16 protein-coding genes are annotated in these 12,410 nt (G+C 61.6%); 9 read left to right on the forward strand and 7 right to left on the reverse strand.

What is annotated here, in order from left to right; genetic code table 11:
- Window positions 1-101: 101 nt before the first annotated feature.
- Window positions 102-638 (reverse strand): translation initiation factor IF-3, encoded by a 537-nt coding sequence (gene infC / locus EN807_RS02465; RefSeq protein ID WP_077374810.1) that lies wholly within the window; start codon window positions 636-638, stop codon window positions 102-104.
- Between the two features lie 234 nt (window positions 639-872).
- Here infC and EN807_RS02470 point away from each other — a divergent pair, with 234 nt between their 5' ends.
- A complete protein-coding gene (locus tag EN807_RS02470) occupies window positions 873-1,649 on the forward strand; it encodes an alpha/beta hydrolase (protein WP_135933755.1) in 777 nt (258 codons plus the stop codon).
- Between the two features lie 2 nt (window positions 1,650-1,651).
- On the opposite strand, the gene EN807_RS02475 is transcribed toward EN807_RS02470, so the two are convergent.
- Complete coding sequence (locus EN807_RS02475; protein WP_135933756.1) at window positions 1,652-2,665, reverse strand: 1-aminocyclopropane-1-carboxylate deaminase; 1,014 nt, start codon at window positions 2,663-2,665, stop codon at window positions 1,652-1,654.
- Window positions 2,666-2,835: 170 nt separating this feature from the next.
- Between EN807_RS02475 and EN807_RS02480 the strand changes: the two genes are divergently transcribed.
- From EN807_RS02480 to EN807_RS02490, 3 genes are all read left to right on the forward strand, one after another.
- Window positions 2,836-3,300, forward strand: a complete 465-nt coding sequence (locus EN807_RS02480; protein ID WP_065009192.1) for an Lrp/AsnC ligand binding domain-containing protein — start codon at window positions 2,836-2,838, stop codon at window positions 3,298-3,300.
- A 242-nt stretch (window positions 3,301-3,542) separates the two neighbouring features.
- Complete coding sequence (locus EN807_RS02485; protein ID WP_135933757.1) at window positions 3,543-4,028, forward strand: DUF2852 domain-containing protein; 486 nt, start codon at window positions 3,543-3,545, stop codon at window positions 4,026-4,028.
- A gap of 101 nt (window positions 4,029-4,129) precedes the next feature.
- Complete coding sequence (locus EN807_RS02490) at window positions 4,130-4,888, forward strand: M48 family metallopeptidase (RefSeq protein WP_135933758.1); 759 nt, start codon at window positions 4,130-4,132, stop codon at window positions 4,886-4,888.
- Window positions 4,889-4,897: 9 nt separating this feature from the next.
- Here the strand turns inward: EN807_RS02490 and EN807_RS02495 are convergent, their stop codons facing one another.
- Window positions 4,898-5,116 carry a hypothetical protein gene (locus EN807_RS02495; protein ID WP_135933759.1) on the reverse strand — a complete coding sequence of 73 codons (219 nt, stop codon included), beginning with the start codon at window positions 5,114-5,116 and terminating at the stop codon, window positions 4,898-4,900.
- 111 nt (window positions 5,117-5,227) lie between these two features.
- On the opposite strand from EN807_RS02495, the gene EN807_RS02500 reads away from it, so the two are divergent.
- The 5 genes from EN807_RS02500 to EN807_RS02520 all read left to right on the forward strand — a co-directional run bounded on the left by EN807_RS02500 (window position 5,228) and on the right by EN807_RS02520 (window position 10,470).
- The gene (locus EN807_RS02500; protein ID WP_135933760.1) at window positions 5,228-5,887 is read left to right on the forward strand and encodes a phosphoribosylanthranilate isomerase; all 660 of its coding nucleotides are present in this window, start codon (window positions 5,228-5,230) and stop codon (window positions 5,885-5,887) included.
- A gap of 85 nt (window positions 5,888-5,972) precedes the next feature.
- Window positions 5,973-7,223, forward strand: coding sequence for a tryptophan synthase subunit beta (trpB, locus tag EN807_RS02505; RefSeq protein WP_135933761.1), 1,251 nt, complete (start codon window positions 5,973-5,975; stop codon window positions 7,221-7,223).
- A 2-nt stretch (window positions 7,224-7,225) separates the two neighbouring features.
- Window positions 7,226-8,065, forward strand: a complete 840-nt coding sequence (gene trpA / locus EN807_RS02510; RefSeq protein ID WP_135933762.1) for a tryptophan synthase subunit alpha — start codon at window positions 7,226-7,228, stop codon at window positions 8,063-8,065.
- A 36-nt stretch (window positions 8,066-8,101) separates the two neighbouring features.
- Complete coding sequence (gene accD, locus EN807_RS02515; RefSeq protein WP_135933763.1) at window positions 8,102-9,028, forward strand: acetyl-CoA carboxylase, carboxyltransferase subunit beta; 927 nt, start codon at window positions 8,102-8,104, stop codon at window positions 9,026-9,028.
- A 116-nt stretch (window positions 9,029-9,144) separates the two neighbouring features.
- Window positions 9,145-10,470 carry a folylpolyglutamate synthase/dihydrofolate synthase family protein gene (locus EN807_RS02520; RefSeq protein ID WP_127314562.1) on the forward strand — a complete coding sequence of 442 codons (1,326 nt, stop codon included), beginning with the start codon at window positions 9,145-9,147 and terminating at the stop codon, window positions 10,468-10,470.
- A gap of 193 nt (window positions 10,471-10,663) precedes the next feature.
- On the opposite strand, the gene EN807_RS02525 is transcribed toward EN807_RS02520, so the two are convergent.
- The 4 genes from EN807_RS02525 to trxA form a co-directional block, all read right to left on the reverse strand.
- The gene (locus EN807_RS02525; RefSeq protein WP_135933764.1) at window positions 10,664-11,158 is read right to left on the reverse strand and encodes an RES family NAD+ phosphorylase; all 495 of its coding nucleotides are present in this window, start codon (window positions 11,156-11,158) and stop codon (window positions 10,664-10,666) included.
- Between the two features lie 8 nt (window positions 11,159-11,166).
- On the reverse strand, window positions 11,167-11,517 hold the full coding sequence (locus EN807_RS02530) for an MbcA/ParS/Xre antitoxin family protein (RefSeq protein WP_135933765.1): 351 nt from the start codon (window positions 11,515-11,517) through the stop codon (window positions 11,167-11,169).
- 125 nt (window positions 11,518-11,642) lie between these two features.
- Window positions 11,643-11,924, reverse strand: a complete 282-nt coding sequence (locus EN807_RS02535) for a cupin domain-containing protein (protein ID WP_135933766.1) — start codon at window positions 11,922-11,924, stop codon at window positions 11,643-11,645.
- A 130-nt stretch (window positions 11,925-12,054) separates the two neighbouring features.
- Window positions 12,055-12,378, reverse strand: coding sequence for a thioredoxin (gene trxA, locus EN807_RS02540; RefSeq protein WP_027152031.1), 324 nt, complete (start codon window positions 12,376-12,378; stop codon window positions 12,055-12,057).
- Between the last annotated feature and the right edge of the window lie 32 nt (window positions 12,379-12,410).

The following is a 12,410-nucleotide window of genomic DNA, read 5'->3' on the forward strand; positions in this document are numbered from 1 at the left end:
GGCAACCCGAATCCTTGTCGATGCAACTTGCGGAGAAATCATGGCGAAGACAAAACAAAACAAAAGGCCGCCGAAGCGGCCTTTGCTTTCGACGGGAACGCTTAGCGGGGCGCCAGCACCATCATCATCTGGCGGCCTTCGAGTTTCGGTTCGGCTTCGACCTTGGCGATGGGCGCCACTTCCTCACGAACTTTATTCAGAAGCTGCATGCCGAGTTCCATATGCGCCATCTCGCGGCCGCGAAAGCGCAATGTCAGCTTGACCTTGTCACCTTCCTCGAAAAACCGCCGGACCGCTTTCATCTTGGTCTCGTAGTCATGGCTGTCGATGTTCGGGCGCATCTTGATCTCCTTGATCTCGATGACCTTCTGGTTCTTGCGCGCCTCGGCCGCCTTCTTCTGGTTGGCGTATTTCAACTTGCCGAGATCGAGAATTTTTACGACGGGCGGCACTGCGTTGGGCGATATCTCGACCAGATCGAGCCCAGCCTCTTCGGCGAGCAGCAATGCGTCATTGATGGAGACATCGCCATGGTTGTGGCCTTCGGCGTCGATAAGTTGGACCCGGGGAACCCGGATGTCACGGTTGGAGCGCGGGCCCTCCTTGGTGGGCGCCGTTGCTTTGAAAGGTCTGCGAATGGTCGTGGTCTCCTTGAGCCGTTTCGTTCGGGATTTTCAAATCAGATTGCGAACGCGCCAATGTGGTGAGCGCGCGGCCGGAGTCAATAGCACAGCGTTCACAGGAAATCACCTGTTCCCTGACTTCTGCCTGTACCAAACGAAGAAACTTGCCGAGCACTTTTCGTTGAACCGCCTGCTGTGTCAAAAGACTTGCGTGAGGAGTTCGCCGCAGACTTGCGTGAGGAGTTCGCCGTGACCGCACCGGTTTTTCTCGATGTCGACGGAACCAGCATCGCTGTCAGGCGCGCTGCGGGTGCCGCGCCAGGCATTGTCTGGCTCGGCGGCTATAAGTCGGACATGCTGGGCACCAAAGCCGAGAAGCTGGCGGAATGGGCGAGCGGGCAAGCCCGGGCATTCCTGCGCCACGACTATTCCGGTCATGGCGAATCGGGCGGCGCCTTTACCGACGGCACCGTCTCGAAATGGCTTTCGCAAAGCCTCGCTGTCTTCCGCCATTTCACGCAAGGCAGGCAAATCCTGGTCGGCTCGTCGATGGGCGCATGGATCGCGCTGCGCATGATCCAGGAATTGCGCCAAGAATTGCACAAGGAAGGCCAGAACCGCATCGCCGGCCTGGTGCTGCTGGCGCCGGCGACGGATTTCACCGCAGAGCTGGTCGAGCCGGCGCTGACCAAAGCGCAGAAGCGCGATCTTGCCAAGAAGGGCTTTTTCGCGGAGCCGTCGGACTATTCGGCCGAGCCTTACATCTACACCCGAGCGCTGATCGAGGATGGCCGCAACAACCTGACAATGACCGGGCCGATCGACACCCATTGCCCCGTCCACATATTGCAAGGGCTGGCCGATGCCGACGTGCCGCCGAGCCATGCGCTGAAACTCGTCGGCCTGCTGCCGGCCGACGACGTCACGCTGTCGCTGATCCCCGAGGGCGACCACCGCCTGTCGCGGCCTCAGGATCTCGACATGCTGGTGCGGGCGGTCGACGCCATGGCGCGGCAGGCGGGGTAGATTCAGCCGTTGCGGAATGTGTAGGCATATCCGTTGAGGGCTGGAGCACCGCCGAGGTGGGCGTAGAGCACCTTCGATCCCTTGGGGAAATAACCCTTCTTCACGAGATCGATCATGCCCTGCATGGATTTTCCCTCATAGACCGGATCCGTGATCATGCCTTCAAGGCGCGCGCAGAGACGGATCGCCTCCTTCGTCTCCTGCGAGGGGACGCCGTAGACCGGGTAGGCATAATCCTCGATCAGAACGACATCGTCCTCATCGAGCTCCTTACCGAGTTCGACCAACGTCGCGGTGTTCTGCGCGATCTTGAGCACTTGCGCCCTGGTCTGCGCCGGGGTGCCAGATGCGTCGATGCCGATCACCTTGCGCTCGCGGCCGTCCTTGGCGAAGCCGACCAGCATGCCAGCGTGAGTCGAGCCGGTGACGGTACAAACGACGATGTAGTCGAAGGTAAAGCCGAGCTCCTTCTCCTGGGCGCGCACCTCCTCGGCGAAGCCGACATAGCCCAGGCCGCCATACTTATGCACCGAAGCCCCGGCCGGAATCGGATAGGGCTTGCCACCCTTGGCCTTCACATCCGCGATCGCCTGTTCCCAGCTTTCCCTGATTCCGATATCGAAGCCCTCATCGACCATCTGGACATCCGCGCCCATGATCCGGCTCAAAAGGATGTTGCCGACGCGATCGTAGACGGCGTCCTCATGGGGTACCCAGCTTTCCTGCACGAGACGGCATTTCATGCCGATCTTCGCCGCGACGGCCGCCACCATGCGCGTATGGTTGGATTGAACGCCGCCGATCGACACCAGCGTGTCGGCGTTTGAGGCGATCGCGTCCGGGACGATGTATTCAAGCTTGCGCAGTTTGTTGCCGCCGAAGGCGAGGCCGGAATTGCAATCCTCTCGCTTGGCATAGAGATCGACCTTCCCGCCGAGATGAGCGCCGAGCCGCTCCAGTTTCTCGATATGGGTCGGTCCGAAGGTGAGCGGATAGCGTTCGAATTTCTCGAGCATGAGAGTGCCTCCCTTGTTCCAATTCGCTGCGGTGTGATGGGATGAACGCTATCAGCTTTGCCTTGAAAGGTGCTCTCAAAATTCGAGCCTAAAATATCCCAGATTTCGTTTCATGGCGTTGAAAAGTCATATAGTTTCGATCCTAAATCCGAATAATGGAAGAATCTTCCATGCACGCACCGCTCGACCGAATCGACCTGAAAATGTTGCGCCTGCTTCAGGGCAATGGACGACTGACCAATGCGGAGCTGGCGCAGTCGGTCGCTGTCAGCCCGGCGACGTGCCACCGCCGCACGCAACGCCTGTTCGATGAAGGCTATATCAGCCATGTCAGGGCGGTAGTGACACCGCAAAAGGTCGACAGAGGCGCGCTGGTGATGGTGGGCGTCGTCCTCGACCGCTCGACCCCGGAGAGTTTCGCGGACTTCGAAAAGGCCGTCGCCAAACTGAAATTCATCCTCGACTGCCATCTGGTGGCAGGCGACTTCGATTACTTTCTGAAGATCAGGGTTGGTGACATGGCGGATTTCAACCGAATCCACGGGGACCAGTTGATCGCACTGCCCGGCGTTCGCCAGACGAGAACGTTCTTCGTGATGAAAGAGGTCGTCGACAACGCACCCCTGGATTTTTGAAATGGACATCCGAAGCATCAGCCATTGCACCGGCGCCGGGTTTCGCTGCAGAACCGTCGGCGGCAACGCCACCCTGATCGCGGGCCTGGTCGTTCTTTTCCTTGAAACGCTCAAAAAGCGATAATCATTTTCAAATGCTTGTCCAGTTTTGGCTGTGGCTGTCTTGAATCGCCGTTTTTCCCATCCCATTTCGATTCCACGCAGCCGGGATTGGCTGTCTCCAACTGAAGGATTGGGAGAAAATGAACACATCTGCATTGATCCGTCCGGCCTGGACGCCGGCGACCATCGCACTGATGGTGATCGGCTTCATGGTGTTCTGGCCGCTCGGCCTCGCCATGCTCGCCTACATCATCTGGGGCGACCGGCTTGACGGCTTCAAGCGCGACGTCAACCGCGCGACCGACGGCATCTTCGCCGGCTGCCGCCGCGGTTCCGACAGAGCGGCGCGCTGGGGCCACGGCTCCGCCCGCACCGGCAACGTCGCTTTCGACGACTGGCGCGAAAAAGAACTCGAGCGGCTCAATGAAGAGCGCCGCAAGCTCGACGAGATGCTGAGCGAGTTCGACGAATATGCCAGGGAATTGCGTCGCGCCAAAGACCAGGAAGAGTTCGATCGCTTCATGGCGAACCGCAACAAGCCGACATCTCCTACAACTGGTGGATCGACCGGCTCGTCGGGGACTGGCAACGGTGGCAAATCCACGCCAGGCCTACTGGACGAGTAACGCACTTGGCCTGACATAAATAATCAAAAACGGCGTCGCGTCAGCGGCGCCGTTTCTTTTTTGTTCTATTCGTTTTCCTCGAATCACGTATCGTCCCGCCCATGTCATTCGGCATCTTCCGCAACCTGACCAAACCCAGGCCCGCCCCCGTCGTGGAGCGGGAGCATTGTGTCGCCGGCCGCACGCTGCCGCTCAAGATCGTCGAGAGCGACCGGGCACGGCGCCTGACGCTGCGCATCGATTCCGGCGGCCGTGGTCTGCGCATCACCGTGCCGCCGGGCCTGCGCCGAGGCGAAGTGGAAAAATTTCTCGATCGCCATCAGGACTGGCTGGAGCAGCGGCTGGCCAAGGTGCCCAACCGGCCGCAGGTGCGGCCGGGCATCAAGATACCGGTGCGCGGCGTGCCGCATCGCATCGTTCATGAGCCTTCAAAACGCGGGACCGTGACGCTGTCGCGCGACGAACGCGGTCCGCTGATGATCGTGCATGGCGATCGCGTGCACCTGCCGCGCCGCATCGCCGATTTTCTCAAGCGCGAAGCCAAGCGCGAGATCGAAGCGCTGGTGGTCAAGCATACCGGGGCGGTCGGCAAGCGGGCCAAGGCAATCCGCTTCAAGGACACGTCGAGCCGCTGGGGATCGTGCACCTCGGAGGGCAACTTGTCGTTCTCCTGGCGCATCATGATGGCGCCGCGACCGGTCATAAACTACCTCGTCGCGCATGAGGTGGCGCATCTCAAGGAGATGAACCACGGCCCGAAATTCTGGAAATTGTGCGAGCAGCTCTGCCCCGACACCGAGCGCTGCAAGGATTGGCTCAAGCGCAATGGCGGCGTGCTGCAAGCGATCATGTTCGAGTAGATCGCCCGATCAGTCGTCGTTGGCGGCGTTGAGCTCTTCAGGACGCAAGCCCTCGTCGGTATGGCGCGGCCATGGCAAGAAATTCTTCTCGACGGCATCGTTGCTGAAATAGTCGAGCGCGCGGTGTGCCTCGGCGCCATTGAAGGCGGCCTTGTCCATCAGATGCGCGATGACCTCGCGGGCCTGCGCGAGCTTTTGCCTGAGTTGGGCGACGGTTTGGTCTGCCATGCTTGTTTGCTCCCGCCTGTGCTGTCTGAAGTAAGGTAGCGCGTTCAGCGCTGGTGGCAAACATGGCGCTTTTTCTCGACTCTTTTGCCGTTTCGTGCCAATCCCCGCGTCATGGCGCTTGACATCAAGATATGCGGATTGAAGTCCGACAAGGCGTTGGCCGCGGCATTGGCCGGCGGCGCCAGCCATGTTGGCTTTATTTTCTTTGCCAAAAGCCCGCGCTATGTCGAGCCGGCGGAGGCCGGCCACTTGCGCGAAGCGGCAATCGGCAAGGCCAAGGCGGTTGCCGTGACGGTCGACGCCGGCGATGCGTTTCTGGATGAAATCGTCGAGAAAATGCGCCCGGACATGCTGCAGCTGCATGGCTCGGAAACACCCGAGCGGGTGGCCGAGATCAAGGCCCGCTATGGCCTGCAGGTGATGAAGGCGCTGCCGGTCAGCGAGGCTGCCGATCTGGAGCGGATAACACCCTTCGTCGGCATTGCCGACCGTTTCCTGTTCGACGCCAAGCCGCCGAAAGGTTCGGACCTGCCGGGCGGCAACGGCATTGCCTTCGACTGGCGCGTTCTGGCCGGCCTTGACGCAGGCGTCGATTACATGCTTTCCGGTGGACTCAACGCCACCAATATCGGCGACGCTTTTCGGCTTGCCAACCCGCCCGGATTAGACATTTCCTCGGGCGTGGAAAGCGCGCCGGGCGTCAAGGATCCGACGCTGATCGAACAGTTTTTCCGGGCCGTCAGAGCCGTGCGGGACACACGCGCAGCCTGAAGGATAGAACCCAGAGCATGTCCCGGAAAAGTGGAAACCGTTTTCCGACAAGGACATGCTCCAAACAAGAAGTAGGAGATCGGCGATGAACAAGCCGGCGATACCCAATTCCTTCCGCACCGGACCCGACGAACAGGGCATGTTCGGCATCTTCGGCGGTCGTTTCGTTGCCGAAACGCTGATGCCGCTGATCCTCGACCTGGAGCGGCACTGGAACGAGGTTAAGGACGACCCGGATTTCAAGGCCGAGCTGACGGACCTTTCGACCCACTATGCCGGAAGGCCGTCGAAGCTTTATTTCGCCGAAGGCCTGACCAGGCATCTTCGTGAGGTTTCCTCGGCGAAGGGCCTGGGCGGCGGCGCGAAGGTCTACTTCAAGCGCGAGGATTTGAACCACACCGGCTCGCACAAGATCAACAACTGCCTCGGCCAAATCCTGCTGGCCAAGCGCATGGGCAAGAAGCGTATCATCGCCGAGACCGGCGCCGGCCAGCATGGCGTGGCGTCGGCCACCGTTGCGGCGCGTTTCGACTTTCCGTGTGTCGTCTATATGGGCGCTACCGACGTCGCCCGGCAAAGTCCGAACGTCTTCCGCATGAAGCTGCTCGGTGCCGAGGTGCGGCCGGTGACCGCCGGTCACGGTACGCTCAAGGACGCCATGAACGAAGCTCTCCGGGATTGGGTGACCAATGTCGAGGACACCTATTACCTGATCGGTACCGCCGCCGGCCCGCACCCCTATCCGGAGCTGGTGCGCGACTTCCAGTCGGTGATCGGCACCGAGGCGCGCGCCCAGATCCTGGAGCAGGAAGGCCGGTTGCCGGACACGATCATCGCCGCCGTCGGCGGCGGCTCGAACGCCATCGGCTTGTTCCATCCCTTCCTCGACGACAAAGAGGTTCGCATCATCGGCATCGAGGCCGGCGGCCGCGGCCTCGATGGCATCGAGCATTGCGCCTCGATGAGCGCTGGCGCGCCCGGCGTGCTGCACGGCAACCGCACCTACCTCCTGCAGAACGGCGACGGGCAGATCATGGACGGGCATTCGATCTCGGCCGGCCTCGATTATCCCGGCGTCGGACCGGAGCATTCCTGGCTGCGCGACAGTGGCCGCGTCGACTATGTGCCGATCCTCGATGACGAGGCGCTGGAGGCATTCCAGCTGACGACACGCGTCGAAGGCATCATCCCGGCGCTCGAATCCGCCCATGCCATCGCGCATGCGGTGAAGATCGTACCCGGCATGGACAAGGACCAGATCGTCATCGTCAATTTGTCCGGCCGCGGCGACAAGGACGTACATACGGTGGCCAATATGCTGGGCATGGAGATCTGATCATGACCACCCGCATCGACCGCCGCATGGCCAAGCTGAAGGCCGAGGGCCGCCCGGCGCTCGTCACCTATTTCATGAGCGGCGACCCGGACTACGACACCGCCTTGTCGATCATGAAGGCGCTGCCCAAGGCAGGCGCCGATATCATCGAAATGGGCATGCCGTTTTCCGATCCGATGGCCGACGGCCCGGCGATCCAGGCGGCCGCCCTGCGCGCGCTGAAAGGCGGCCAGACGCTGGTCAAGACGTTGAAGATGGCGTCGGAATTCCGCGCCGCCGACAATGAAACGCCGATCGTACTGATGGGCTACTACAATCCGATCTACATCTACGGCGTCGACCGCTTCCTCAGGGATGCGCTGGCCAGTGGTATCGACGGGCTGATCGTCGTCGACCTGCCACCGGAAATGGACGAGGAGCTTTGCATTCCGGCACTGAAGGCCGGCATCAATTTCATCCGCCTGGCGACGCCGACCACCGACGACAGGCGCCTGCCCAAGGTGCTGCAGAACACCTCCGGCTTTGTCTATTACGTGTCGATGACCGGCATCACCGGCTCGGCGCTTGCCGACACCGGCAAGGTCGCCGCGGCAGTCAGACGCATCAAAGGCCATACCGACCTGCCGGTCTGCGTCGGTTTCGGCGTCAAGACCGCCGAGCAGGCACGCATCATCGGGGCGTCGGCCGACGGCGTCGTCGTCGGCACCGCGATCGTCAATGCGGTCGCCAATGTTCTGGGGCCGAAGGGCGAAAAGACCGCCGACCCGGCCGAGGCGGTCGCCACGCTGGTCAGCGGGCTTTCGCAAGGCGTGCGCGCGGCCCGCCTTGCTGCCGCCGAATAGTCTTCCTACGTCTTCGTCAGGACAGGAGCCGAAGCGATGAACTGGATCACCAACTACGTTCGCCCGAAGATCAATTCGATGCTCGGCCGGCGCACCGACATGCCTGAGAACCTCTGGATCAAGGATCCGGAGACCGGCGAGATGGTCTTCCATAAGGACCTGGAGCAGAACCAGTTCGTCATCCCGTCCTCCGGCCATCACATGAAGATCTCGGCCAAGGAGCGGCTGAGATTCTTCTTCGACGACGGCAATTACGAGATGCTCGAAAACCCCAAGGTGGTGCAGGATCCGCTGAAATTCCGCGACGAGAAGCGCTACACCGACCGGCTGAAGGAGGCCAAGGCCAAGACCGGGCTGGAGGACGCCATCATCAATGCGGTGGGGACCGTCGAGGGCCTGCCGGTGGTGGTGACCGTGCAGGACTTCGCCTTCATGGGCGGCTCGCTCGGCATGGCAGCCGGCGATGCCATCGTTCGTGGCTTTGAGATCGCTGTGCAACGCAAGCGGCCGCTGATCCTGTTCGCGGCCTCCGGCGGCGCCCGCATGCAGGAAGGCATCCTGTCGCTCATGCAATTGCCGAGAACCACGATCGGCGTCGATCGGCTGAAGGAAGCCGGTCTCCCCTATATTGTCGTCCTGACCAACCCGACCACCGGCGGCGTCACCGCCTCTTACGCCATGCTGGGCGACGTGCACATCGCCGAGCCCGGCGCGCTGATCGGTTTTGCCGGGCCGCGCGTCATCGAGCAGACCATCAGGGAAAAACTGCCCGACGGCTTCCAGCGCGCCGAGTATCTGATGGAGCACGGCATGGTCGACATGGTGGTGTCGCGGCTGGAGATGCGCCAGACGATCGCGCGGCTCCTGAAAATGCTGCTCAAGCTGCCGGAAGAAGAAAAGCCGCTGGAACCGGAAATTCTGCCGCCGGTGGCGCTCCCGGCGGAAGCACGCCCGCAAGCCTGACGCGACATCCGTCGTCGCGAACCGCGATTGCGCGCCATCTGTGGCGCTGTAGCATCTTGATTCGCGCATGATGCTTTCCGATTTCGATTTTCGGGGTCATGCGCTAGGATTCTCCCATGACCACGCTTGCAGCCGACCGCGAAATCGAAAGCCTGATGTCGCTTCATCCGAAGGGCTTCGATCTTTCGCTCGACCGCATTTCGCGGCTGCTGGAGCGGCTGGGCAATCCGCAGGACCATCTGCCGCCGGTCATCCACATCGCCGGCACCAACGGCAAGGGCTCCTGCGCCGCGTTTTCGCGGGCGCTGCTGGAAGCATCCGGCCACCGCGTCCATGTCCACACATCGCCGCATCTGGTGAACTGGCATGAGCGCTACCGGCTGGCCGCCGACGGCGGCGGCAGGCTGGTCGAGGATAAGGTCTTCGCCGACGCCATCGCCCGCGTCGCCAAAGCCAATGAAGGCCAGAAGATCACCGTCTTCGAAATCCTCACCGCCGTCACCTTCCTGCTGTTTTCCGAATATCCGGCAGATGCCGTCATCATCGAGGTCGGCCTTGGAGGCCGCTTCGATGCCACCAATGTCATCAGCGAGCCGGCGGTGTCGGTGATCATGCCGGTCTCGCTCGACCACGAATCCTTTCTCGGCGACCGTGTCGAACTGATCGCCGCCGAAAAAGCCGGCATCATCAAGGGCGGTTGCCCGGTGGTCATCGGCGCGCAGGAAAGCGAAACGGCGTTGCAGGTGCTTATCGAAACCGCCGAGCGGCTCGGCTGTCCCGCCTTCGTCTATGGCCAGGATTTCCTCGCCTTCGAGGAAAACGGCCGGATGGTCTATCAGGACGAAGACGGGCTGATGGACCTGTCGCCGCCGCGGCTGCCAGGGCGCCACCAGTTCGCCAATGCGGCGGCGGCAATTGCGGCGGTCAAGGCGGCGGGCTTCGAGATCAGCCATCGCGTCGCCGACAAGGCGATGGCCAATGTCACCTGGCCGGGGCGGATGCAGAAATTGCCGCAAGGCAGGCTGACGGAACTGGCGCCGAAGGGCGCCGACATCTGGCTCGACGGCGGCCACAATCCGGGCGCCGGCGTGGTCGTCGCCGAAGCACTTGCCGAGCAGGAGGAAAAGAACCCGCGGCCGCTGTTCCTGATTTCCGGCATGATCAACACCAAAGACCAGAGCGGCTATTTCAGCGCCTTCAAGGGTCTGGTGCGGCATGTCTACACGGTGCCGGTGAGCCTCAGCGAGGCCAGCGTGCCGAATGACGAACTGGCGATCCGCGCCGTCGAGGCCGGCCTGTCGGCCGAACCGGTGAGCTCCGTCGCCAATGCGCTGATGCTGCTGCGCGACACATGGGACGGACCGCCGCCGCGCATCCTGATCAGCGGCTCGCTCTATCTGGCCGGCGCGGTGCTGGCCGAAAACGGCACACCGCCGACCTGATCTATTCTGCCGGACCTCCGGTACCAAAGAGGCCAGAACAATTCCAGGAAAAGTGCGTCGCGGTTTTCCTGGGAAAAGCGCGTCGCGCTTTCCCTAGGGAATTGCGTAAAACAAATACTTAGAGCGGTTCGGCGGTTCTATCGAAAGCTGAACGCTCTCGAACGCGGGAGCGATTGCCAAGTCATTGCGCTTCTCACGACAGTCTGCCTTCGTCGTCGATCAGCGCGAGCCGCCACGGAGGATCATCGCCCCATTTCCATAGAACGAGGTTGAGATCCGTCTCGACAGCGCCGGCCGCAAAGCTGCGAACAAGCATGGCTGGATAGCCCTTCGCAATCAATCGGCGCGTTAAAGCCTGCGTTCTTGATTCTCCGCTTGCCTGCATCTGATCCCGCCATGCGCTGTCGGCAAGAGCTGTTGCATCCAACCCTTCTTCCTTGAGCGCGGCCTCGTCCCGGCTGTCGAAAACACTTGCGATTTCGGCGTCATAGGAAACGAGCGTCGTCGGCTGGAGATTGCCGACCTGGTTGGCCTCGCGCAGAGCGGTTATGACGGTCAGCGACGTGTAGAGCGCCGGCGTGCCCTTCGGGTTGAACCGCCCGCCAAACAATGCGGCGCCGCGCCCCGAGAGCGGTTCACGTGCGTAGATTGGGTTGATCGCCCGAAACAGTTTGCCGCGGTAGTGCATCAGCTGTGTCAGGCGTGAACGCCGGCATCGATCGCATCGACATATTCAAGCACCTCAGCGGCCCGCCCGCCGCGCACAAGCTGCATGGCCGTCTGTCCCGAAAAGCCGGGCAGAGGCTCGGAACGGTACCAGGCATACGCCATCAGCGCCGAGCCAAAGCGCGGTTCGACCTTGTTGATGATTTCAATCATCTCGCGCAGGCGGCGCTGCGTTCTGTCGGAACGGATGCGTTCCTTGCGCTGAACGGCGTCGCGACCGAGCCCGGCAGTCCGGGCCACTTCCTCGCTGGTAGTGCGTAGCGCCTCGGCGATTTTTCTTGGGGCAAAGAACCCACCGTCCGCGTACTGGGCCAGAGCCATCTCAGCCTTCCTTCAATCCACACATTTTGTGACGTAATGTAGCGTCAATATGAGTGGCATTCAAGCGAACTCTTCCCAATACCGTCCTGCCTCAACCGGCGATGTTGCGAGGGCCTGCTCCCGCGTTACTTCAGCTCGATCTCGATGAAGGCGTACTCGCCCTCATTGGCATTGATGACGTCATGCTCCACGCCCTCCTTGCGGAAATAGGGCGCCCCCTTCTTCATTTCGGCGAAGGATTCGCCGTCCTTGGTCTGGAGCTTGAGCTTGCCGTCCATCAGCGGCACGATGACGTAATCATGGGCATGACGGTGCCAGCCGGTGTTGTCGCCCGGCGCGAAGCGGTATTCGGTGACGATAACCCGCTCATTGTCGATGAAGACGGTGGCCTTGGCGGATCCGCTCATATCGTTCTCCTGCTTTAAGCCAGACAAGAACATGAGGCGGCAAGTGGCGAGTGCCAGATCGGCAGATCGGTGACGCCAACAAAAAAGCCCGGCGCGAGGGCCGGGCTTGTCTGCGAAATTCTCAGTCGGGTCAGGCGAGATTGCCGTTGATCCAGTGCGACAGCGCCGTCTTCGGCGCGGCGCCGACCTTCATGTCGGCCATTTCGCCGCCCTTGAAAATCATCAGCGTCGGGATCGAGCGCACGCCGAACTGCGCCGCAAGCTCGGGATTTTCGTCAATGTTGAGCTTGGCGATCTTGACCTTGCTGCCGAGTTCAATGGCGATGTCTTCCAGCGCCGGCGCGATCATCTTGCAGGGGCCGCACCACTCCGCCCAGAAATCGACGACGACAGGCTCCTTGGCGTCAAGCACATCGGTCTGGAAATTGCTCTTGTCGACCTTGACGGTGGCCATGCGAAAATCCTTTCGAGAGTTATTGGCGCACC

The sequence above is a fragment of the Mesorhizobium sp. M5C.F.Ca.ET.164.01.1.1 genome, from assembly GCF_004792125.1.
GTDB classification, from domain to species: domain Bacteria; phylum Pseudomonadota; class Alphaproteobacteria; order Rhizobiales; family Rhizobiaceae; genus Mesorhizobium; species Mesorhizobium wenxiniae.

Bases quoted from the DNA above. Each gene is read 5' to 3' on its own strand.
- EN807_RS02475 (WP_135933756.1), bottom strand. From the start codon at position 2,665: ATGCTCGAGAAATTCGAACGCTATCCGCTCACCTTCGGACCGACCCAT.
- EN807_RS02480 (WP_065009192.1), top strand. From the start codon at position 2,836: ATGCACGCACCGCTCGACCGAATCGACCTGAAAATGTTGCGCCTGCTT.
- EN807_RS02485 (WP_135933757.1), top strand. From the start codon at position 3,543: ATGAACACATCTGCATTGATCCGTCCGGCCTGGACGCCGGCGACCATC.
- EN807_RS02490 (WP_135933758.1), top strand. From the start codon at position 4,130: ATGTCATTCGGCATCTTCCGCAACCTGACCAAACCCAGGCCCGCCCCC.
- EN807_RS02495 (WP_135933759.1), bottom strand. From the start codon at position 5,116: ATGGCAGACCAAACCGTCGCCCAACTCAGGCAAAAGCTCGCGCAGGCC.
- EN807_RS02500 (WP_135933760.1), top strand. From the start codon at position 5,228: ATGGCGCTTGACATCAAGATATGCGGATTGAAGTCCGACAAGGCGTTG.
- trpB (WP_135933761.1), top strand. From the start codon at position 5,973: ATGAACAAGCCGGCGATACCCAATTCCTTCCGCACCGGACCCGACGAA.
- trpA (WP_135933762.1), top strand. From the start codon at position 7,226: ATGACCACCCGCATCGACCGCCGCATGGCCAAGCTGAAGGCCGAGGGC.
- accD (WP_135933763.1), top strand. From the start codon at position 8,102: ATGAACTGGATCACCAACTACGTTCGCCCGAAGATCAATTCGATGCTC.
- EN807_RS02520 (WP_127314562.1), top strand. From the start codon at position 9,145: ATGACCACGCTTGCAGCCGACCGCGAAATCGAAAGCCTGATGTCGCTT.
- EN807_RS02525 (WP_135933764.1), bottom strand. From the start codon at position 11,158: ATGCACTACCGCGGCAAACTGTTTCGGGCGATCAACCCAATCTACGCA.
- EN807_RS02530 (WP_135933765.1), bottom strand. From the start codon at position 11,517: ATGGCTCTGGCCCAGTACGCGGACGGTGGGTTCTTTGCCCCAAGAAAA.
- EN807_RS02535 (WP_135933766.1), bottom strand. From the start codon at position 11,924: ATGAGCGGATCCGCCAAGGCCACCGTCTTCATCGACAATGAGCGGGTT.
- trxA (WP_027152031.1), bottom strand. From the start codon at position 12,378: ATGGCCACCGTCAAGGTCGACAAGAGCAATTTCCAGACCGATGTGCTT.